Genomic DNA, 20,355 nt, shown 5'->3' with positions numbered 1-20,355 from the left:
GGCACACCAACCGACACACCGGCAACCACGCCCACCGCAAAGCCCGACTCACCCACCAACTCACCACCCTCGGCTACACCGTCACCCTCACCCAGGCAGCCACCTGACAGCCATTTTCGAATGAACGTGATCAACGGGGCCAGGCCGGGCGGCGTCGTGGCGCTCAGCGGTCGTCGGACAGGGCGGGTTCCGGCAGCGTGCCGGCGTTGTGCTCGAGCAGCCGCCAACCCGCCGGCTGGTAGCCCTGGGGCGGCTCCCCCAGCACCGACCACGCACAGTTGCTGAGCGGGCCGAGCCGCCGCCACAGCGGCTGCTCGAGCCGGAGCAGCGCGCCGATGCCCGCCCGGATCGCGCCGCCGTGGCCGACGACGACGACCAGCTCACCGGCGCCGAGCGACCCGGTGGCCTGCTCGACCGCCGCCGCCACGCGCTCGCCGACCGGGCCTTCAGCCTCGCCGTCCTCGGGCTGCCACGTCGCCCACGCCTCAGGGAACTTGGCCCGGATCTCCGCCCCCGTCAGGCCCTCCCACGACCCGCCGGAACGCTCCCGCAACCGCTCGTCGAGCTCAACGTCGAGCCCGAGCCGGTCGGCGAGGGCGCGGGCGGTCACGACCGCGCGACTCAGGTCGGACGAGACGACGGCCGCGGGACGCAGCGACGCCAACCGTTCCGCGGCCGCTGCCGCCTGTGCCCGGCCGGCCTCGGTGAGCGGGATGTCGGTGTGCCCCTGGAAGCGACCCTCGAGGTTCCACAGCGTCTGGCCGTGCCGCCACAGCACGACCCGGCGACCACCGTGCACGCTCAGCGCCCGCCCGCCGCGTTGTGCGGCCGGCCCTGCGCCGACTCCGGCAGCGGCACCACCGGGCAGTCCTTCCAGAGTCGCTCGAGGTCGTAGTACTCGCGGTCGTCGTTCAACTGGACGTGGACGACGAGGTCACCGAAGTCGAGCAGCACCCACCGGCGCTCGGTCTCGCCCTCCCTGCGCAGCCGCTTGACGCCCTCCTGGAGCAGCCGCTCCTCGATCGCGTCGACGACGGCGCGTACCTGCCGGTCGTTCGACGCCGAGCACAGCAGGAAGATGTCGGCGATGTAGAGCTGGTCGCTGACGTCGAACGCCACCACGCGCTCGGCGAGCTTGTCCGATGCGGCCTCGGCCGCGAGTACGGCCAGGTCGATGGCCTCGGTCGTTGCGGTCAACTCTTCGCTTCTCCGTCTGTCGGGTTCACGGCCGTTACGCCGTACAGGTTGCGCTTGTTGATGTACTGCACGACGCCGTCGGGGACGAGGTACCAGGACGGCTCCCCCTCGGCGACGCGCGCACGCACCTCGCTCGACGAGATCGCCAGCGCCGGCACCTCCATCAGCGTGACCGATCCCTTCGGCAGGTGCGAGGCGTCGAGCCGGTGGCCGGGCCTCGTACAGCCGATGAAGTGCGCCAGCTCGAACATCTCGTCGACCGAATGCCATGAGAGTATCTGGCCGAGCGCATCGGCACCGGTGATGAAGAACAGCTCGGCGTCCGGCAGCGCCTTGCGTACATCACGCAGCGTATCAATGGTGTAGGTCGGGCCCGAACGGTCGATGTCGACCCGGCTCACCCAGAACCGCGGGTTGGACGCCGTCGCGATGACGGTCATCAGGTAGCGGTCCTCGGCCGTGGACACCTCGGTGCCGCTCTTCTGCCACGGCCTGCCGGTGGGCACGAACACCACCTCGTCGAGCCCGAACTGGTGCGCCACCTCGCTCGCCGCGACGAGGTGGCCGTGGTGGATCGGGTCGAAGGTGCCGCCCATGATGCCCACGCGGCGTGACGCGGCGTTGGCCACCGGTGTGTCCATGGAGGTGATTCTCGCCGGTCCCGCCGGCATCGCGGGCACCGGCTCCGCCGTGGCACCGCGTGACCACTCGATACGACCCGTTTGTCCCTACCGTGATGGGTTCGTTATGTTGGCGGACGGCACTCGCACGCCCCGAGAGTCGCCTCTCACGCGGGTGCCGCGGACAACTGTCGGCCGGACGCCCCGCCTCGGCCCCTTCGTGGTGCGGTGGACGACCCTCAGCGGTCCTGTCCTGTCCCCGATGAGAGGCCCTTGGTGGGAAGACACACCGCACCGCGGCCGGTCGCGCCCAAGAAGCGCTCCGCCCGCACACACGACAAGCCCCGAATATCGACCCCGCCGATCCTGCCCCTGCTGGCCGTCGCCATGACCGGTCTCTCGAGCCTCGGCGCCGGCGCCCTCGGCACCAGCCAGGCGGCCGCCGAGGACGGCCGCGTGGCGGCGCAGCTCCCCGCGACGAGCATCGTGAGCGTCGACGGCGCCCAGGTCCGGCAGCACGAGGGCGGCTTCGGCCCGTCGTCGCGCGACCTCGCCAGGTCGGCGTTGGAGGAGACGCCGCTGCCGCGCAGGGACCCCGGCCTCACGCGCATGCCGGATCAGGCCGACGACGAGTACGCCGACCGCGATGTCGTGTCGACCGGCAGCTGCGAGGCGTCGTACTACGACACCGGCGCGGTCACCGCGAACGGCGAGTCGTTCGATCCGAGCAGGCTGACGGCAGCGCACAAGACGCTGCCGTTCGGCACGATGGTCCGGGTGGTCAACAAGGCCAACGACAAGTCGGTGGTCGTCAGGATCAACGACCGCGGCCCGTACATCGCGGGACGCTGTCTCGACCTGACCCCGCCGGGCATGAAGGCGATCGCCGGCCCCGGAGTGGGCACCGCCGACGTCGAGTACCAGGTGTTGGGCGACGGGTAGCGCAGGAGCACGACGAGCGAGTCGAAGGTAGGGGCCGCGACGCCGCCACAACCGCCGCGGACCTGCGCGCGGCTCCTGCCGTAGGTGAGTGAGGAGGCGAGCGCGTCGGCGACAAAGTAGCCCGGTTTCGCGACGCGGCGTCGTAGGCTCTCGGGATGGCACGTACGCCCAGCCCACAGGCCATCCGGCACGCACCCAAGGCGCTGCTGCACGACCACCTCGACGGCGGTCTGCGGCCGGCGACGATCGTCGAGCTCGCTCGCGACGCCGGTCACCCGCTGCCGACCTACGACGCCGACGAGCTTCGCCGGTGGTTCGCCGACGCCGCCAACGCCGGCACGCTCGAGCGCTACCTCGAGACGTTCGACCACACCGTCGCCTGCATGCAGACGACCGAGTCGCTCGCCCGGGTCGCGGCCGAGTGTGCGGAGGACCTCGCCGCAGACTCCGTCGTCTACGCCGAGGTACGGTTCGCGCCCGAGCAGCACCTGCAGGCCGGCCTCGAGCTCGACGACGTCGTCCAGGCGGTGCTGAGCGGGTTCGCCGAGGGCGAGCGGCGCGCACGTGAGGCCGGACGCCCCATCCGCCTCGGCACCCTGCTGACCGCCATGCGCCACGCCGCCAGGTCGTCGGAGATCGCCGAGCTGGCCGTGCGCTGGCGCGACGAGGGCGTCGTCGGATTCGACATCGCCGGCGCCGAGCACGGCTATCCGCCGAGTCGCCACCTCGACGCGTTCGACCACGTGCGCGAGGCCAACGGCAACGTCACCATCCACGCCGGCGAGGGATTCGGGCTGCCGTCCATCTGGGAGGCACTCCAGATCTGCGGAGCGCACCGGCTCGGGCACGGCGTGCGGATCGTCGACGACATCACGGTCGACGCCGACGGCAAGGCGACGCTCGGCCTGCTCGCCGACTACGTGCGCGACAAGCGCGTCCCCCTGGAGATGTGCCCCGCCTCCAACGTCCAGACCGGCGCAGCCGACTCCATCGCCGACCACCCGATCGGCCTGCTGCGTCGCCTGCACTTCCGGGTCACCGTCAACACCGACAACAGGTTGATGAGCGACACCAGCATGAGCGACGAGATGGCCGCGCTCGTCAACGCGTTCGGCTACACCTGGGACGACCTGCGCTGGCTGACGGTGAACGCGCTGAAGAGCGCCTTCATCCCGTTCGACGAGCGGCTGGCGCTCATCGAGGACGTCGTGAAGCCCGGCTACGCCAAGCTCGCCGAGGGCGACGGTTGACGGCCTGACGCGGCACGACCCGCCCACTCCACCTCACGTACCTGGACTTCACCTCGTCCCGGCACGAGGTGAAGTCCTCGTTGATCACGTTAACGTGATCAACGAGGAGACGCCGCTACCTCAGCCGCGGATGTGGCCGTCGCCGACGACGACCCACTTGGTCGACGTCAGCTCGGGCAGGCCCATCGGGCCGCGGGCGTGCAGCTTCTGGGTGGAGATGCCGATCTCGGCGCCGAAGCCGAACTCCTCGCCGTCGGTGAACCGGGTGGACGCGTTGACCATCACCGCGGCCGAGTCGACCGAGGCGACGAAGCGGCGGGCGGCGTCCTGCGACGACGTGACGATCGCCTCGGTGTGGGCGGTGCCGTGGTCGCGGATGTGCACGACCGCGGCGTCGAGCGAGTCGACGACGCCGACGGCGAGGTCGTAGGAGCCGTACTCGGTGTCCCAGTCGTCGGCCGTGACCGCCACGACGTCGACGCCGGCAGCTGCCGCGTACGTCGCCACGCGGTCGTCGGTGTGCAGGGTCACGCCGGCGTCGGCGAGCGCGCGCAGCGCGGGCGGCAGGAAACCCGCCGCGGCGTCGGCGTGCACGAGCAGGGTCTCCGCGGCGTTGCACACGCTCGGGCGCTGTGCCTTGGCGTTGACCGCGATGCGCACGGCCATGTCGACGTCGGCGGACGCGTCGACGTAGACATGGCAGTTGCCCGTGCCCGTCTCGATCACCGGCACCGTCGACTGCTCGACGACGGTGGCGATGAGCTCGGCGCCGCCGCGCGGGATGAGCACGTCGACGAGCCCGCGCGCCCGCATCAGCTCGCCCACCGCCTCGCGCTCGGCCGGCAGCAGCTGGACGGCGTCGGCGGGCAGGCCGGCCTTCTCCAGCGCCGAACGCAGTGCATCGACGAGCGCGGTGTTGGTGTCGTACGCGGACGACGAGCCGCGCAGCAGCACGGCGTTGCCGCTCTTGAGGCACAGCGCGGCGGCGTCGACGGTGACGTTGGGTCGGCCCTCGTAGATGATCCCGATGACGCCGAGTGGCACCCGCAGCTGCCGCAGCTCGAGCCCGTTGGCGAGCACGGAGCCGCGGACCACCTCGCCGACGGGGTCGGGCAGCGCGGCGATCTGCCGTGCCGCGTCGGCGATGGCCGCCACCCGCGTGCGGTCGAGCGTCAGCCGGTCGACGTACGTGTCGGACCGGCCGGACTCGCGTGCGCGCTCCACGTCGGCGGCGTTCGCGGCGAGGATCGCCGGTAGGTGCTCGAGCAGCGCGTCGGCGACGAGATCGAGCGCGGCGTCCTTGTCGGCGCGGGTGCGCGGAGCGAGGACGGTGGCCGCCTCGCGCGCGCGCCGGGCGATGGTCAGCACGTCGTTCTCCATGCCACGCATGCTAATCGAGACGCTTCAGCAGGACGAGGTCGTCGCGGTGCACGACCTCGCGCTCGTACTCAGGCCCGAGCTCCTTGGCGAGGTCGCGGGTCGACCGGCCGAGCAGCGCGGGGAGCTCGTCCGCGCCGTAGTTGACGAGACCGCGCGCGACGGGCACGCCGTCGGCGGTGCAGAGGTCGACGGGGTCGCCGGCGACGAAGCCGCCCTCGACGGCGACGATGCCCGCGGGCAGCAATGACGTACGGCGGTCGACGACGGCCGTGACCGCACCGGCGTCGAGCAGGACGCGGCCGCGCGCCTCGGTGGCGTGCCGCAGCCAGAGCAGCCGGCTGGGCATGCGGCGTCCCGTGGTCGCGAAGTACGTGCCCACCGGCGTGCCCGCGAGCGCGTCGGCCGCACGGTCGGCCGAGGTAAGGACGACGGGGATGCCCGCCGACGTCGCGATCGCGGCGGCCTCGACCTTGGTGGCCATGCCGCCGCTGCCGAGCCCGGACGCACTGCCGCGTCCGGCGCGGACGCCGTCGAGGTCGGCGATCGACCGCACCGTCGTGATCGGTGTCGCCCCGGGCCGGCGCGGGTCGCCGTCGTACAGGCTGTCGACGTCGGACAGCAGCACGAGCGCGTCGGCGCGGACGAGGTGCGCGACGAGAGCCGCGAGCCGGTCGTTGTCGCCGAACTTGATCTCCTGCGTCGCCACCGTGTCGTTCTCGTTGACCACGGGCACGGTGCCGAGGTCGAGCAGCTTCGCGAACGTGCGGTACGCGTTGCGGTAGTGCTGCCGTCTCGTCACGTCGTCGACGGTGAGGAGCACCTGGCCGACGGTGAGCCCGAACGGCTCGAACGCGGCGGTGTAGCGCGCGAGGAGCAGCCCCTGGCCGACGCTCGCCGCGGCCTGCTGGGTGGCGAGGTCGCGTGGTCGCCTGCGCAGGCGCAACGGCGCAAGACCTGCCGCGATCGCACCCGACGAGACCAGCACCACCTCCGACCCGTCGCTCCTGCGCTTCGCCAGCACCTGCACCAGGGCGGCGAGTCGCGACTCGTCGAGACCGCCGTCGCGCGTCGTCAGCGACGACGAGCCGACCTTGACGACCACCCGCTTCGCGGTGGCGACGTCGGTCCTCATGAGGTCTCGCCGTCGGTGCCGCCGTCGTCCTGACGGCGACGGCGGCCAGGCGCGGACAGCCGGACGTCGCCGCCGCGCGGGCCGAGGACGTCGGCCTCGATGCCCATCGTCGGCTCCCAGGCGAAGATCACGGCGTGGTCGTCGTCGCCGATCCGCACGTCGCAGCCCGGGGTCGCGCCGAGCTCGAGCAGCTTGCGCTCGACGCCCAGCCGGTTCAGCCGGTCGGACAGGTAGCCGACGGCCTCGTCGTTGCTGAACTGTGTCTGCCGCACCCAGCGCTCCGGCTGCTCCCCGCGGACGACGTAGACGTCGTCCTCCAGCGACACGGTGAACGGCACGGCTCCGGCGATCGGGCGGGGGCGCAGGACGGGCCGCGTCGGCTCCACCACCGGCAGGCTCGCGCGGGCGTGCCTGACGAGGTCGGCCATCGCGTACGCCAGCTGGTCGAGGTTGGCGCGGCTCACGGCGGAGACCGTCACCGTCCGGTAGCCGCGGGCCTCGAGGTCGGGTCGCACCATGTCGGCGAGCTCTCTGCCCTCGGGCAGGTCGGCCTTGTTCAGCGCGACGATCACCGGACGCTCGGCGAGCGGGATCCCCTCGGCGCGGTAGGCGGCGAGCTCGCGCTCGATCAGGTCGAGGTCGGTGAGCGGGTCCCTGCGTGACTCGAGGGTGCCGCAGTCGACGACGTGCACGAGCGCGTGGCAGCGCTCGACGTGCCTGAGGAACTCCAGGCCGAGCCCCTTGCCCTCGCTCGCCCCCGGGATGAGCCCGGGCACGTCCGCGACGGTGAACCTGAACCCTCCCGCGTCGACCACGCCGAGGTTGGGGACCAGCGTCGTGAACGGATAGTCGGCGATCTTCGGCCGGGCCGCGGAGAGCGCCGCGATGAGCGAGGACTTGCCGGCGCTGGGGAAGCCGACGAGCGCGACGTCCGCGACGGTCTTGAGCTCGAGCACGATCTCGGCCTCGTGCCCCGGCTCGCCGAGCAGGGCGAAGCCGGGAGCCTTGCGACGCGGCGACGCGAGCGCCGCGTTGCCGAGGCCGCCGCGCCCGCCCTTGGCCACGACGAAGCGGGAGTCGGCGCCGACGAGGTCGGCGAGCAGCTCGCCGTCCGGGGTGGTGACGACGGTGCCGTCGGGGACGGACAGCACGACGTCGTCGCCGTCGGCGCCGTAACGGTTGGAGCCCTGCCCGGGACGGCCGTTGGTGGCCCGGCGGTGGCGGCGGTGGTGGTAGTCGAGGAGCGTGGTGATGCCCGGATCGACGACGAGGATGACGTCGCCGCCGCGACCGCCGTTGCCGCCGTCGGGTCCGCCGAGCGGCTTGAACTTCTCCCGGTGCACCGAAGCGCAGCCGTGCCCACCGCTACCCGCGGCGACGTGCACGACCGCCCGGTCGACGAAGCTCGTCACACTGCTCCCCTCCCTCCACAGACAAGAAACGAGGGCGGACCGATCCGGTCCGCCCTCGTTGACGCTGGGTGTCCTGGCGGATTACTCCGCCGGTGGGACGACGATGTTGATGACACGCCGGCCCCGCCGCGTGCCGAACTCGACGTTGCCGCGGACCAGCGCGAACAGCGTGTCGTCCTTGCCCCGGCCGACGCCGGCGCCCGGGTGGAACTTGGTGCCGCGCTGGCGGATGAGGATCTCGCCCGCGCCGACGAGCTGACCGCCGTAGCGCTTCACGCCGAGCCGCTGGGAGTTGGAGTCGCGACCGTTGCGGCTGGAGCTTGCGCCCTTCTTGTGTGCCATGTCACTTCCCCGTCTCGATGCCGGTGACCTTGACCGTGGTGAGGTCCTGGCGGTGGCCCTGGCGGCGCTTGTAGCCGGTCTTGTTGCGGTAGCGCAGGATGTGGATCTTGGGGCCGCGCGTGTGCTCGACCACCTCGCCGGTGACCTTCCACGACGCGAGCTTGGCCGACTCGCTGGTGATCTCGTCGCCGTCGACGACGAGCACGGCGGGCAGGGTGAGCTCGTCACCCGGTTCGGCCTTGACGCGGTCGAGGGTGATCACGTCACCGACCGCGACCTTCTCCTGATGGCCGCCAGCACGGACGATCGCGTACACCGCGAACTCTCTTCCTTGGTCGATCGAAGAACATCATCGACGTCGAGCACGTCGACGGTGGCCCGTACACACCCGAGCCGAGGGTCAAGACTATCCGACACCCCCGCCGGACGGTAATCGCACCCCGTCCGGCGACCTCGGCCCGGCTCAGCCGAGCGAGGCGGCGATCGCGGCGATCGCCTCGGCGCTCTGCTTCGCCTGCTCCGGTGGCTGTTGCTGCTGCTGTTGCTGCTTCTTCTTGCCCTTGCCGCCACCCTGCTTGCCCTGGCCCTTGCGCCCGCTGCCGTTGGTGCGCTCGTGCTCGACCGGCTCGAGCGAGATGTGCAGGCCGCGGCCGTCGCAGCAGTCACAGGTCGTGCTGAACGCCTCGAGCAGGCCCTGGCCGATGCGCTTGCGCGTCATCTGGACGAGTCCGAGCGAGGTCACCTCGGCGACCTGGTGCCTGGTGCGGTCGCGGGCGAGGCACTCGACGAGGCGGCGCAGGACGAGGTCCCTGTTGCTCTCCAGCACCATGTCGATGAAGTCGACCACGACGATGCCGCCGATGTCGCGGAGCCGCAGCTGCCGGACGATCTCCTCCGCGGCCTCGAGGTTGTTGCGGGTGACCGTCTCCTCGAGGTTGCCGCCCTGGCCGGTGAACTTGCCGGTGTTGACGTCGACGACGGTCATCGCCTCGGTGCGGTCGATGACGAGCGAGCCGCCGCTCGGCAGGAAGACCTTGCGGTCGAGTGCCTTGGCCAGCTGCTCGTCGATCCGGTACGCCCTGAAGACGTCGTCGGAGTCGGTCCACCGCTCGACCCGCTCGGCGAGGTGCGGCGCGACGTGCTCGACGTACGGCTCGATCATCGCCCAGGAGTCGTCGCCGGCGACCACGAGCTTGGCGACGTCCTCGTTGAACGCGTCGCGGATCACCCGGACGGTGAGGTCGGGCTCCTCGTGGAGCAGCGCCGGTGCGCTGGCGCCCTTGGCCTTGGCCTGGATCGCCTCCCACTGGGCGGCGAGCCGGCTGACGTCGCGGGACAGCTCCTCCTCGCTCGCACCCTCGGCCGCCGTGCGCACGATGACGCCGCCGTTCTCGGGGAGCGTCTGCTTGAGCACCTGCTTCAGCCGCTCGCGCTCCTTGTCGGGGAGCTTGCGGCTGATGCCGGCCGAACCGCCCTCGGGCGAGTACACGAGGTAGCGGCCTGGCAGGCCCACCTGGGACGTGAGCCGCGCGCCCTTCTGGCCGATCGGCCCCTTCGTCACCTGGACGAGGACGGACTGCCCGGACTTCAGCACGGACTCGATGCGCTTCGGCTGGTTGCCGAGGTCGCCGGCGGCGAAGTTGACCTCACCGGCGTAGAGGACGGCGTTGCGGCCGCGTCCGATGTCGATAAACGCCGCCTCCATGCTGGGCAGGACGTTCTGCACCCGGCCGAGGTAGACGTTGCCGACGTAGGACTGGCCGGTGCCGCGCTCGACGTAGTGCTCGACGAGCACGCCGTCCTCGAGCACGGCGATCTGGGTGCGGTCGTCGACCTGGCGGATGACCATGGTGCGCTCGACCGCCTCGCGGCGGGCGAGGAACTCGGACTCGCTGAGCACGGGCGCGCGGCGGCGGCCGGGATCGCGTCCCTCGCGCCGTCGCTGGCGCTTGGCCTCGAGCCTGGTCGAGCCCTTGAGCGCGGTGACCTCGTCACCCGGGTCGGACTCGCGGGGCTTGCGGACCCTGACCACGGTGTTGGGCGGGTCGTCCGGCGAGGAGTCGTCGTCGCCGCCGCCCCCACCGCCACGCCTGCGCCTGCGGCGCCTGCGGCGGCTGGTGCGCTGCTCCTCGGTCTCGTCCGACCCGTCGTCGGAGGCGGCCTTGGCGGCGTCGCCGTCGTCGCCCAAGGCCTCGGCCTCGGTGTCGTCCGCGTCGCTCTCGGCGTCGTCCTGCTCGGTGCGGCGCCTCCGGCCGCGTCCGCCGCGACGCCGGCGCCTGCGGGGCCGGTCGTCATCGTCGTCGGCGTCGGCCGCGGCGTCGTCCCGGTCGCCGGTGTCGGCGGTCGTGTCGGCGGTCGTGTCGGCGTCCCGCGCGTCCTCGGCGGCCGGCGAAGCGGACGTCTCGGACTTCTCAGACTTCTCGGACTCGTCGTCGGCGCGGTCGGCCTGCCGGCCCGACTTCTTCGCGGCCGCCTTCTTGCCGGCCTTCCTGGCGGTCGCCTTCCTGGCCGGTCGCTCCGCCGGCGCCTCGTCGTCGTCCTCGGTGTCGTCGTCGACGACGGCCGCCCCGGGGACGGGTCGCGGCGGGAGGAACACGGGGTCGGGGGGTCCTGGCGGTCGGCTCGCGCTGCGCCTCGACGCCGGCCTGGCCGGCTCGGGCACGGCGTCGGCCGGCTCCGCCGTGCGCGGCGCGGGCTCGGCGGCCAGCTGCGGCATCGGGTCGCCGGCGGGCGTCTCCGCGGCGGGCTCGGCGCCCGGCGGCGCGGCGAGCTTCGTGGCGCTCTTGCGGGTGGTCTTCTTGGCCGCCGTCCGCTTGCTCGCGACCTTCTTCGTCGCGGACTTCTTCGCGGTCCTGGCGGTCTTCTTCGCGGGGCTCTCGGCGGTCGTGCCGGCCTGGCCGGCGTCGTCCCCCGTCGTCACGGTCGAGGTGGTCTCGCCGTTCTCCCCGCCGGTCGAATCGTTTTCCTGCATGCTGTTGTCTCCCTGTGGACCCCTCGTCGCGTCTTCCGCGCCGGATCGGGACCCGTTGTGTTGTTCTCATCGGAACCGCGGTCCCGATGAAGTCCTGGCCTGCACCGACCCTCGCGCGCGGCTACGTACCGCGCGGCGCCCCTGTCAAAGGGGCGAACGGATCGAGCATCTCACCGGATTCGTCGTCCCACGGCCCCTGAGTGAGCCTCGTCACCTCAGCGGGTGACGGCGGCTGCAGACCGGTCAGGTCACGAAGGCCGGTGAGTACGTCATCAGGGCGAACGGCGGGTGTGCCGTGCCTGACGACCAGGTCCAGTATCGCACAGAGCCCGCCCGAACCGTCGCCGGAACGCGCCGGGCCTGCCCGGACGGCGCCGCGGGCGACCGCCGCGCGGGCGTCGAACCGGCGCAGTCCCTTCTTCGTCATGCGCTCGACCTCGACCGTCTCCGCGGCGAGAAAGGCGTCGACCGCACCGGCGAGCTCGGACTCGTCGACGCCCGGCAGGACGATCTCCCACCGCGACGCGACCAGCAGATCCGCGAGGCCGGGCGCGCCGGGCGGCGCCTCGATCACGGCCACGGCGTCGAGGCCGTCCGGGAGCGACGCGTCGAGCCGGAGACGGATGGTTTCCGGGTCGACACGTTCCGTGACCGACACCTCGAAGTACTCGGCCTCGCTCGCGGCACCCGTCGGCGCGGCGCCCGCGTACGAGATGCGCGGGCGCGGGCTGAACCCGCCGGAGAACGCCACCGGGACGCCCGCCCGGCGCAGCGCCCGTTCGAGCGCGCGCTGGAAGTCGCGGTGGCTCACGAACCGGAGGCGGCCGCGCTTGGCGTACCTGACGCGCAGCCGCTGGACGGGGACGTCGGCCTCGCGGTCGGGTTGCGGCTTGGCCATGAGCCGACCCTACGGTCGTGCCTGCCGGGATCGGCGGGCGGTCGGCGGTACGGTCAGCGTGTGACGGTTGAGGCTGATGTGACTGTTGATGTCAATGTTGCCTATCGCTGGCAGGCGGCGCTGGTGCCGAGCCGGCTGCCCGTCACCGGCGTGTACGGGCTGCTGCTCGACGGCACGGGACGCTGCCTGATCCAGGTACGCGCCGACGGCTCCACCCACCTCCCCGGCGGCATGCCGGACCCGCGCGACGTCGACCTGTTCGGCACGCTGCGGCGCGAGGCGTGGGAGGAGAGCCAGGTCGTCGTCACCGAGGTCGTCCACCTCGGGTACCAGGAGGTCGGCTGTCGGGGCGGTCCCGCGTACGCCCACGTGGGCACCGTGGGCCGCATCTGCCGGTTCGAGCCGCGCCGGCCCGACGTCGACGGCGGCCAGACGTACCACCGCTACCTCGCCAGGCTCGCCGACGTCCCCGCGCTGCTCGGCTGGGGGCACCCGGCCACCGCGCTCGCCGAGGCCGCGTCCCGGGTCGCCACGCGCTGGTGGCGCCTCCCGGTCGACGCTCCCGCGGCGCATCCGGGCTACGTCGACTGACGTACGCCGACGTGTTCTGCGTACGCCCCAGCGCGTAGTCGAGCGGTCCTCCCCGGCCCGACGACGGACGGCGTCGAGGGGACGAGGATGAGCCACGCCGTGAGGTTCCACCGCGACCCGCTGGAGGCTGGTTCACCGTGACGCAAGGCATGCCCGCGACGCCCGATACGCGGCGTTCACCCGGCTGGACGCTGTGGCTGTTCCGTGTCGCGGTCGCCCTGGAGCTGGTGTCGCTGCTGCTCCAGACAGGGACGGCCGGTGAGCTGCTCGAGGGCGTGACGTCGGCGCGCGTGCTCCACGGCGGCGGCTCGACGTTCGTGCACGTGTTCGGCCTCGTGACGCTCGTCGCGGCGATCCTCGTCTGGCGCCCCGGCCGCGGCCCGTGGTGGCCGTCGGTCGCCGGCCTCGTCCTGCTGCTCGCGGGCTTCGCGCAGAGCGCCTTCGGCGGCGCGGGCCAGCTCGCCCTGCACGTCCCGGTGGGCGTCACCCTCGTCGTGCTGGCGACCTGGTTGCTCGTGTGGTCGTCGCTGCGACGCCCGTCGCGGTGACATGCGTACCGCGCGGGAGGAGCACGCGCTCCTGGTCGACGAGCTGCGCACCTGGTCGGACGGCATCGTCGCCGCCGAGGTGCGGCGGCTCACCGGCCGGGTCCCCCAGCTGACCGACGGCGAGCTCCAGGCCATCCGCGGGACGCTCGCCGAGCTCGTGGAGACCACGCTGCTGACCCGGGCGCAGGCCCTCCCGGACCGCGCGACCCACCTCCGCGCCCTCTTCGCCCTCGACTGACCCCGTTGGGGTCCCGGTCGTGGTGCCAGCCCCAGCCGGGTCCCCAGTAGGGGTGGTCAGACCGGGGTCAGGGGGAGGAGGGTCTTGCCGGTGGGGCCGATCTGGATCTCGGTGCCCATGCTCGGGCAGACGCCGCAGTCGTAGCACGGGGTCCAGCGGCAGTCCTCGACCTCGACCTCGTTGACGGCGTCCTGCCAGTCCTCCCACAGCCAGTCGCGGTCGAGGCCGGAGTCGAGGTGGTCCCACGGGAGCACCTCCACGCCGTCGCGCTCGCGGACGGTGAACCAGTCGAGGCTCAGCGGGGAGTCGGCGAAGACCCGCGCGCAGGCGTCGGCCCAGCGGTCGTACGAGAAGTACTCGCTCCAGCCGTCGAACCGCCCGCCGTCGCGCCACACCTCGCGGATGACGGCGCCCACCCGGCGGTCGCCGCGGGACAGCAGGCCTTCGATCGTGCTCGGCTTGCCGTCGTGGTAGCGAAAGCCGATCGCCTTGCCGTACCTGCGGTCGCGCCGGACGTTGTCGCGCAGCTTGGCCAGCCGCTCGTCGACGGTCTGCCAGTCGGTCTGTGCCGCCCACTGGAACGGCGTGTGCGGCTTGGGCACGAACGCGCCGATCGACACCGTGCACCTGATGTCGCCGCGGCCGCTCGCCTTCCTGCCGGTGTCGATGACCCGCTTGGCGAGGTCGGCGATCGCGAGCACGTCCTCGTCGGTCTCGGTGGGCAGGCCGCACATGAAGTACAGCTTCACCTGCCGCCAGCCGTTCTCGTACGCCGTGGCGACCGTGCGGATGAGGTCGTCCTCGCTGACCATCTTGTTGATGATCTTGCGCATGCGCTCCGACCCGCCCTCGGGCGCGAACGTCAGCCCGGAGCGGCGGCCGTTGCGGGACAGCTCGTTGGCGAGCGTGACGTTGAACGCGTCGACCCGGGTGGACGGCAACGAGAGCGAGACGTTGCTGCCCTCGTACCTGTCGGCCAGGCCCTTGGCGACCTCGCCGATCTCGGAGTGGTCGGCGCTCGACAGCGAGAGCAGGCCGACCTCCTCGAAGCCGCTCGCCTCGATGCCCTGCTTCACCATGTCGCCGATGGTCGTGATCGAGCGCTCGCGCACCGGCCGGGTGATCATGCCGGCCTGGCAGAACCGGCAGCCGCGCGTGCAGCCGCGGAAGATCTCGACGCTGTACCGCTCGTGCACGGTCTCGGCGAGCGGCACCAGCGGCTTCTTGGGGTACGGCCACTCGTCGAGGTCGGAGACGGTGTGCTTGTGCACCCGGAACGGGATGCCCGGACGGTTCGGCGCCACCCGGCGGATCCGGCCGTCCGGCAGGTAGTCGACGTCGTAGAAGCGCGGGACGTAGACGCCGCCGCTGACGGCGAGCCGGCGCAGCAGCTCGTCGCGCCCGCCGGGCCCACCCTCCCCCTTCCACTCGCGCACGACCTCCGTGATCGCGCCGACGACCTCCTCGCCGTCGCCGAGCACGGCGGCGTCGATGAAGTCGGCGACCGGCTCAGGGTTGAACGCGGCGTGCCCGCCGGCGAGCACCACCGGGTGCGACTCGTCGCGGTCGGCGGCGTCGAGCGGGATGCCGGCGAGGTCGAGTGCGCTCAGCAGGTTGGTGTAGCCGAGCTCGGTGGCGAACGAGATGCCGAACAGGTCGAACGCGCCGACCGGACGGTGGGCGTCGACGGTGAACTGCGCGATGCCGTGCTCGCGCATCAACCGCTCGAGGTCGGGCCACACGCTGTACGTGCGCTCGGCGAGCACCCCCGGCATCTCGTTGAGCACCTCGTAGAGGATCTGCACACCCTGGTTGGGCAGGCCCACCTCGTACGCGTCCGGGTACATGAGGCACCACCGCACGCTCGCCTCGTCCCAGTCACGCGTGACGGAGTTCAGCTCACCGCCGACGTACTGGATCGGCTTCTGGACGAGCGGCAGGAGCGGCTCGAGTCGGGGGAACAACGACTCGACGGGCACGGTGAGGGATCCCTCCGGGAGCTGGTGCGGTAGGCACCAGGCTAACGCTCGTGCGGGTGGGCGATGCGCCCGCACCACAGCGCCGCCACCCACAGCCCGGCGAAGATCACGCCGAGGACGAACATCGCGGACACGAGGAAGCCCGCCGCGATCGCGACCAGCTGCAGCACCGAGCCGACGACGTACGCCCACGTGTGCCGGAGGAACCCGCACAGCACGAGCGCGAGCAGCGCGAACGTGCCGCCGACCACCCACGCGCGCAGCGGCGAGTAGCCCTGGAGATAGGCGCCGACCGAGGTCGCCAACACCCCGACGACCGCCTCGAACACGAGCAGGATCGTGCAGAACCGCCTGGTCACCTTGTTCACGTCGATGAGCGGCCGCCGGACACGCTGTCCGACCGGCTCACTCATGCGTGCCCGCCTTGCGCTGACCCCTCACGCGATCTCCCCACCGAGCAGCAGGCGCGCGTCGCCCGCGGTCACCACCGATCCTGTCACGAGCACGCCGAGCCCGGACGCGACGAGGTCGCTGCCCTCCTCGGCCTGGCCGATCGCGACGTCGAGCGCCGCGTCGAGCCGGTCGACGACGGTGACGCGGTCGCCGCCGAAGATCTGCTCGGCGAGCTCGCCGAGCTCGCCGGGCGGCATCGACCGGTCGGAGGTGTTCCTCGTCACGACGATGCGGTCGAGGACGGGCTCCAGCGTCTCGAGGAGCCCGGGGACGTCCTTGTCGCCCATCGCGGCGACGACACCGACGAGCCGCTGGAACGAGAACGACTCGTCGAGCGCGGCGACGGTGGCGCGCATGCCCGCGGGGTTGTGCGAGGAGTCGACGAGCACCGTCGGGCTGCGCCGCACGACCTCCAGCCGTCCCGGCGAGCTGACCCCGGCGAACGCGGCGCGGACGAGCTCGTCGTCGAGGGTCTTCTTCGCGCTGAACCCCTCGACGGCGGCGAGCGCAAGGACCGCGTTGTTCGCCTGGTACCCGCCGTGCAGCGGCACGAACACGTCCTCGTAGACGGTCTCGAGGCCGCGCAGGCTGACGAGCTGCCCACCGACGGCGACCTCCTGCGCGAGCACGCCGAACTCCAGGCCCTCGCGGGCGACCGTCGCGCCGACCTCGACGCAGCGGTGCAGGATGATCTCGGCGGCCTCCACCGGCTGCTGCGCCATCACGGCGAAGCCGTCCGGCTTGATGATGCCCGCCTTCTCCGTGGTGATCTGCTCGACGTCGTCGCCGAGCAGGTGCATGTGGTCGAGCGAGATCGGAGTGATGACGGCGACGGACGCGTCGATCACGTTCGTCGCGTCCCACGTCCCGCCGAGGCCGACCTCGACCACGCCGACGTCGACGGGTGCGTCGGCGAACGCGGCGTAGGCCATGCCGGTGACGACCTCGAAGAAGCTCATCGGCACGCCGAGCCGCTCCTCGACGATGCCGACGTACGGGAGGATGTCGTCGTACGCCGCGACGAAGCGCTCCTCGTCGATCGGCACGCCCTCCAGCGCGATCCGCTCGCGGACGTCCTGCAGGTGCGGGCTGGAGTACCGACCCACGCGCAGGCCGAGCTCGCGCAGCAGCGCGTCGATCATCCGCGCGGTGCTCGTCTTGCCGTTGGTGCCGGTGAGGTGGATGGACGTGAACGCGCGCTGCGGCTCGCCGAGCAGGTCCATCAGCAGCCGGATCCGGTCGAGGCTCGGCTCCATCCGCGTCTCGGGCCACCGCTGCAGCAGCGCGCGGTCGACCTCCTCCATGCGTGTCATGCGCGATCGCCTCCTCGCTCCCCTCCGGCAGGAGTCGCGACAAGGCGAACACCCCCACCCCAAGCGTCGCGACCCCTACCTCCGGCTCGCTCGTCGAGCTCCATCGCTTCCATGCGCGTCATGAGCCGTCCTCCGGGAGCGCCGCGAGGCGCGCCTGCAGGCGGGCGATGTCGTCGTCCGCCTCGGCGACGCGCTTTCGCGTCTTCTCGACGACCTCGGCCGGCGCCCGCTCGACGAAACTCGCGTTGCCCAGCTTGCCCTCCGCCTGCGCCTTCGACTTGTGCGCGGCATCCAGGTCGCGGGTCAGCCTCGCGCGTTCCTTGCCGACGTCGATCGCCCCGCGCAGGTCGAGCGCGACGGTCGCGTCGGCCACCTCGAGGGTCGCCGTGGTCGCGAAGTCGTCGCCCTCGTCGTCGAGCCGCGCCAGCGCGCGCAGGACGTCGACGCTGCCGTGCAGCGGCAGGCTGCCGAGGTCGAGGCGCGCGGGCACGCGCTGCCCTGGACGCAGCCGCTGCTCCGCGCGGAACCTGCGGATCTCGGTGACGACGTCGATCAGCGCGGACGTCTCGCGCTCCGCCTCCGCGTCGGCGAACGTCGCGTCGCCCGCCGGCCACGACGCGGTCACCACGGTCTCGCGGCCGGTGAGCGCGGTCCACAGCTCCTCGGTGACGTACGGGACGACCGGGTGCAGGGCGCGCAGCAGGTGGTCGAGCACGTGCCCGAGCACCGCGCGGGTGCCGGCGGCACCGTCGTCGCCGCGGTCGATCTGCGCCTTGGCGATCTCGACGTACCAGTCGCAGAACTCGTCCCAGGTGAAGTGGAACAGCGCGTCGGCGACCTTGGCGAACTGCAGGTCCTCGTACAGGTCGTCGACCTGGGCGAGCGTGCGGTGCAGCCGGGACAGGATCCACCGGTCCGCCGGGGTGCGGCGCTCGACCGGCGGCAGCGGTGCGCCGGCGTCGGCACCGTTGAGCAGGGCGAAGCGCGCGGCGTTCCACAGCTTGTTGCAGAAGTTGCGCGAGCCCTGCACCCACTCCTCGCCGATCGGGACGTCCTGCCCGGGGTTGGCGCCGCGCGCAAGGGTGAAGCGCAGGGCGTCGGACCCGTAGGTGTCCATCCAGTCGAGCGGGTCGACGGTGTTGCCGCGCGACTTGCTCATCTTCTTGCCGTGCTTGTCGCGGATCAGCCCGGTCAGCGCGATCGTGCGGAACGGCACGGCGCCCTCGGGCCCGCGGTCGGCCATCGCGTAGATGCCGAACATCATCATCCTGGCGACCCAGAAGAAGAGGATGTCGTAGCCGGTGAGCAGCACGTCGGTCGGATAGAACCGGCGCAGGTCGGCGGTGTCGTCGGGCCAGCCGAGCGTCGAGACCGGCCACAGGCCGGACGAGAACCACGTGTCGAGCACGTCGGGGTCCTGCCGCCAGCCCTCGCCGGTGGGCGCCTCGTCGTCGGGGCCGACGCACACGACCTCGCCGTCCGGCCCGTACCAGACGGGGATGCGGTGCCCCCACCACAGCTGGCGCGAGATGCACCAGTCGTGCATGTTGTCGACCCAGTCGAAGTAGCGGTACTCCAGCTCCTTCGGATGGATGGTGACCCGCCCGTCGCGCACGGCGTCGCCCGCGGCCTTGGCCAGCGGGCCGACGCGGACGAACCACTGCAGCGACAGCCGCGGCTCCACGACCGTGTCGCAGCGCGAGCAGTGACCGACGGCGTGGGTGTACGGGCGCCGCTCGGCGACCACCCGGCCGTCCTCGCGCAGCGCCGCCACGACGGCGGGCCGCGCCTCGAGCCGGTCGAGCCCCTCGAACGGCCCGTGCGCCGTCACCTGTCCCCGCTCGTCGAGGACGGTGACCGACGGCAGCCCGTGCCGGCGGCCGATCTCGAAGTCGTTGGGATCGTGGGCGGGGGTGACCTTGACCGCGCCGCTGCCGAACTCCGGGTCGACGTGCGGGTCGGCGACGACCGGGATGCGCCGGCCGGTCAGCGGCAGCGTGACCTCGCGGCCGACGAGGTGCTTGTACCGCTCGTCGTCGGGGTGCACCGCGACCGCGGTGTCACCGAGCATCGTCTCGGCACGCGTCGTCGCGACCACGATCGAGTCGTCGCCGTCGCCGTACCGCAGCGAGACGAGCTCGCCCTCGACGTCCTTGTGGTCGACCTCGATGTCGGAGAGCGCGGTGAGGCAGCGCGGGCACCAGTTGATGATGCGCTCGGCGCGGTAGGCGAGGTCGTCGTCGAACAGCCGCTTGAACATGGTCAGGACGGCCCGCGACAGGCCCTCGTCCATGGTGAAGCGCTCGCGCGACCAGTCGACGCCGTCACCCAACCGGCGCATCTGGCCGAGGATCTGGCCGCCGTACTGCTCCTTCCACTCCCAGACGCGCTCGACGAAGGCCTCGCGGCCGACATCGTGCCGGCTCTTGCCCTCCTCGGCGAGCCGCCGCTCGACGAGCGTCTGGGTGGCGATGCCGGCGTGGTCCATGCCGGGCAGCCACAGCGCCTCGTACCCCTGCATCCGCCGCCGGCGGGTGAGGGCGTCCATCAGTGTGTGCTGGAACGCGTGCCCGAGATGGAGCGAGCCGGTGACGTTCGGCGGCGGGATGACGATGGTGTACGGCGGCCGGCCGCTGCCCGGGTCGGCGGTGAACAGGTCCGCCTCGGTCCAGCGTGCGTAGAGCCGCGCCTCGACGTCGGCGGGCGTGTACTGCGACGGCAGCTCGGCCGGGCGAGACGTCGTGTCGGGGGTCTGGTTCACGGCGGGAAGTCTACGTACCTGCCCGAGACGACCCGCCGTGAACCTTCACCCCCGTGCCCTGATGCGCCCCGAGACGCTCAGGCCCGCACCTCGTAGACGAGGTTGAACGGTGTCTCCGCCGCCTGCCGGAAGCGCGTGAACCCCGCGCGCTCCGTGATGTCCTTGATCGCCGCGGGTCCCGCCTGGGCACCGAGGCGCGTCTGACCAAATGCACCAGTTCGGGGGCGTAATACCCAACCACTGGCGGGGGTTCATGACTGATCCTGTCGTAGCTCGCGGCGGGTGGCAACTCGCTGTTGGTGGGCGGTGGTGAGCCCGGTGCGGCGGG

General features: G+C 72.1%; 19 protein-coding genes and 1 pseudogene. 5 read left to right on the top strand and 15 right to left on the bottom strand.

The genetic code is table 11. The features are described 5' to 3' along the window. Window positions 1-163 precede the first annotated feature (163 nt). From GEV10_26195 to GEV10_26185, 3 genes are read right to left on the bottom strand one after another with little or no spacing between them, the layout of a single operon-like run. A complete protein-coding gene (locus GEV10_26195; protein ID MQA81922.1) occupies window positions 164-877 on the bottom strand; it encodes a histidine phosphatase family protein in 714 nt (237 codons plus the stop codon). Beyond that, the gene (gene rsfS, locus GEV10_26190) at window positions 802-1,197 is read right to left on the bottom strand and encodes a ribosome silencing factor (protein MQA81921.1); all 396 of its coding nucleotides are present in this window, start codon (window positions 1,195-1,197) and stop codon (window positions 802-804) included. Before rsfS ends, GEV10_26195 begins: the two co-directional genes overlap by 76 nt. Beyond that, on the bottom strand, window positions 1,194-1,868 hold the full coding sequence (locus GEV10_26185; GenBank protein ID MQA81920.1) for a nicotinate-nucleotide adenylyltransferase: 675 nt from the start codon (window positions 1,866-1,868) through the stop codon (window positions 1,194-1,196). Before GEV10_26185 ends, rsfS begins: the two co-directional genes overlap by 4 nt. Window positions 1,869-2,204: 336 nt before the next feature. Here GEV10_26185 and GEV10_26180 point away from each other — a divergent pair, with 336 nt between their 5' ends. Both GEV10_26180 and GEV10_26175 read left to right on the top strand, forming a co-directional pair. Continuing rightward, window positions 2,205-2,759 (top strand): septal ring lytic transglycosylase RlpA family protein, encoded by a 555-nt coding sequence (locus GEV10_26180; GenBank protein ID MQA81919.1) that lies wholly within the window; start codon window positions 2,205-2,207, stop codon window positions 2,757-2,759. 155 nt (window positions 2,760-2,914) lie between these two features. Next, window positions 2,915-4,009: an adenosine deaminase gene (locus GEV10_26175; protein MQA81918.1), complete on the top strand. Its 1,095-nt coding sequence runs from the start codon at window positions 2,915-2,917 to the stop codon at window positions 4,007-4,009. Window positions 4,010-4,129: 120 nt separating this feature from the next. Here GEV10_26175 and GEV10_26170 read toward each other — a convergent pair whose 3' ends face one another. From GEV10_26170 to GEV10_26140, 7 genes are all read right to left on the bottom strand, one after another. Continuing rightward, window positions 4,130-5,389 (bottom strand): glutamate-5-semialdehyde dehydrogenase, encoded by a 1,260-nt coding sequence (locus tag GEV10_26170; protein MQA81917.1) that lies wholly within the window; start codon window positions 5,387-5,389, stop codon window positions 4,130-4,132. A 10-nt stretch (window positions 5,390-5,399) separates the two neighbouring features. Further along, window positions 5,400-6,521, bottom strand: a complete 1,122-nt coding sequence (locus GEV10_26165; protein MQA81916.1) for a glutamate 5-kinase — start codon at window positions 6,519-6,521, stop codon at window positions 5,400-5,402. Beyond that, a complete protein-coding gene (obgE, locus tag GEV10_26160) occupies window positions 6,518-7,933 on the bottom strand; it encodes a GTPase ObgE (GenBank protein ID MQA81915.1) in 1,416 nt (471 codons plus the stop codon). The genes GEV10_26165 and obgE overlap by 4 nt, the downstream gene beginning before the upstream one ends. A gap of 81 nt (window positions 7,934-8,014) precedes the next feature. Beyond that, on the bottom strand, window positions 8,015-8,275 hold the full coding sequence (rpmA, locus tag GEV10_26155) for a 50S ribosomal protein L27 (protein MQA81914.1): 261 nt from the start codon (window positions 8,273-8,275) through the stop codon (window positions 8,015-8,017). A 1-nt stretch (window position 8,276) separates the two neighbouring features. Further along, window positions 8,277-8,591, bottom strand: a complete 315-nt coding sequence (gene rplU / locus GEV10_26150) for a 50S ribosomal protein L21 (protein ID MQA81913.1) — start codon at window positions 8,589-8,591, stop codon at window positions 8,277-8,279. 147 nt (window positions 8,592-8,738) lie between these two features. Next, window positions 8,739-11,246 (bottom strand): Rne/Rng family ribonuclease, encoded by a 2,508-nt coding sequence (locus tag GEV10_26145; protein ID MQA81912.1) that lies wholly within the window; start codon window positions 11,244-11,246, stop codon window positions 8,739-8,741. Between the two features lie 121 nt (window positions 11,247-11,367). Next, complete coding sequence (locus GEV10_26140) at window positions 11,368-12,144, bottom strand: DUF2344 domain-containing protein (GenBank protein MQA81911.1); 777 nt, start codon at window positions 12,142-12,144, stop codon at window positions 11,368-11,370. Between GEV10_26140 and GEV10_26135 the strand changes: the two genes are divergently transcribed. The 3 genes from GEV10_26135 to GEV10_26125 all read left to right on the top strand — a co-directional run bounded on the left by GEV10_26135 (window position 12,037) and on the right by GEV10_26125 (window position 13,521). Continuing rightward, complete coding sequence (locus tag GEV10_26135) at window positions 12,037-12,735, top strand: NUDIX domain-containing protein (GenBank protein ID MQA81910.1); 699 nt, start codon at window positions 12,037-12,039, stop codon at window positions 12,733-12,735. The genes GEV10_26140 and GEV10_26135 overlap by 108 nt on opposite strands. Before the next feature lie 149 nt (window positions 12,736-12,884). Then, on the top strand, window positions 12,885-13,283 hold the full coding sequence (locus GEV10_26130) for a hypothetical protein (protein ID MQA81909.1): 399 nt from the start codon (window positions 12,885-12,887) through the stop codon (window positions 13,281-13,283). A gap of 1 nt (window position 13,284) precedes the next feature. Beyond that, window positions 13,285-13,521, top strand: coding sequence for a hypothetical protein (locus tag GEV10_26125; protein MQA81908.1), 237 nt, complete (start codon window positions 13,285-13,287; stop codon window positions 13,519-13,521). Window positions 13,522-13,577: 56 nt separating this feature from the next. Here the strand turns inward: GEV10_26125 and GEV10_26120 are convergent, their stop codons facing one another. The 5 genes and pseudogenes from GEV10_26120 to GEV10_26100 all read right to left on the bottom strand — a co-directional run bounded on the left by GEV10_26120 (window position 13,578) and on the right by GEV10_26100 (window position 20,221). Continuing rightward, a complete protein-coding gene (locus GEV10_26120; protein MQA81907.1) occupies window positions 13,578-15,500 on the bottom strand; it encodes a TIGR03960 family B12-binding radical SAM protein in 1,923 nt (640 codons plus the stop codon). 41 nt (window positions 15,501-15,541) lie between these two features. Further along, complete coding sequence (locus GEV10_26115) at window positions 15,542-15,913, bottom strand: DUF4233 domain-containing protein (protein ID MQA81906.1); 372 nt, start codon at window positions 15,911-15,913, stop codon at window positions 15,542-15,544. Window positions 15,914-15,937: 24 nt separating this feature from the next. Then, window positions 15,938-17,266, bottom strand: coding sequence for a dihydrofolate synthase (locus GEV10_26110; GenBank protein MQA81905.1), 1,329 nt, complete (start codon window positions 17,264-17,266; stop codon window positions 15,938-15,940). A 118-nt stretch (window positions 17,267-17,384) separates the two neighbouring features. Further along, on the bottom strand, window positions 17,385-20,027 hold the full coding sequence (locus tag GEV10_26105) for a valine--tRNA ligase (GenBank protein ID MQA81904.1): 2,643 nt from the start codon (window positions 20,025-20,027) through the stop codon (window positions 17,385-17,387). 77 nt (window positions 20,028-20,104) lie between these two features. After that, window positions 20,105-20,221, bottom strand: a pseudogene (locus tag GEV10_26100) (SAM-dependent methyltransferase). Window positions 20,222-20,355 lie beyond the last annotated feature (134 nt).

It is taken from the genome of Streptosporangiales bacterium (genome assembly GCA_009379955.1).
Classification (GTDB): Bacteria; Actinomycetota; Actinomycetes; order Streptosporangiales; family WHST01; genus WHST01.
Note: the sequence above shows the minus strand (reverse complement) of the source record. Positions and strands in the feature narration are given on the sequence as shown.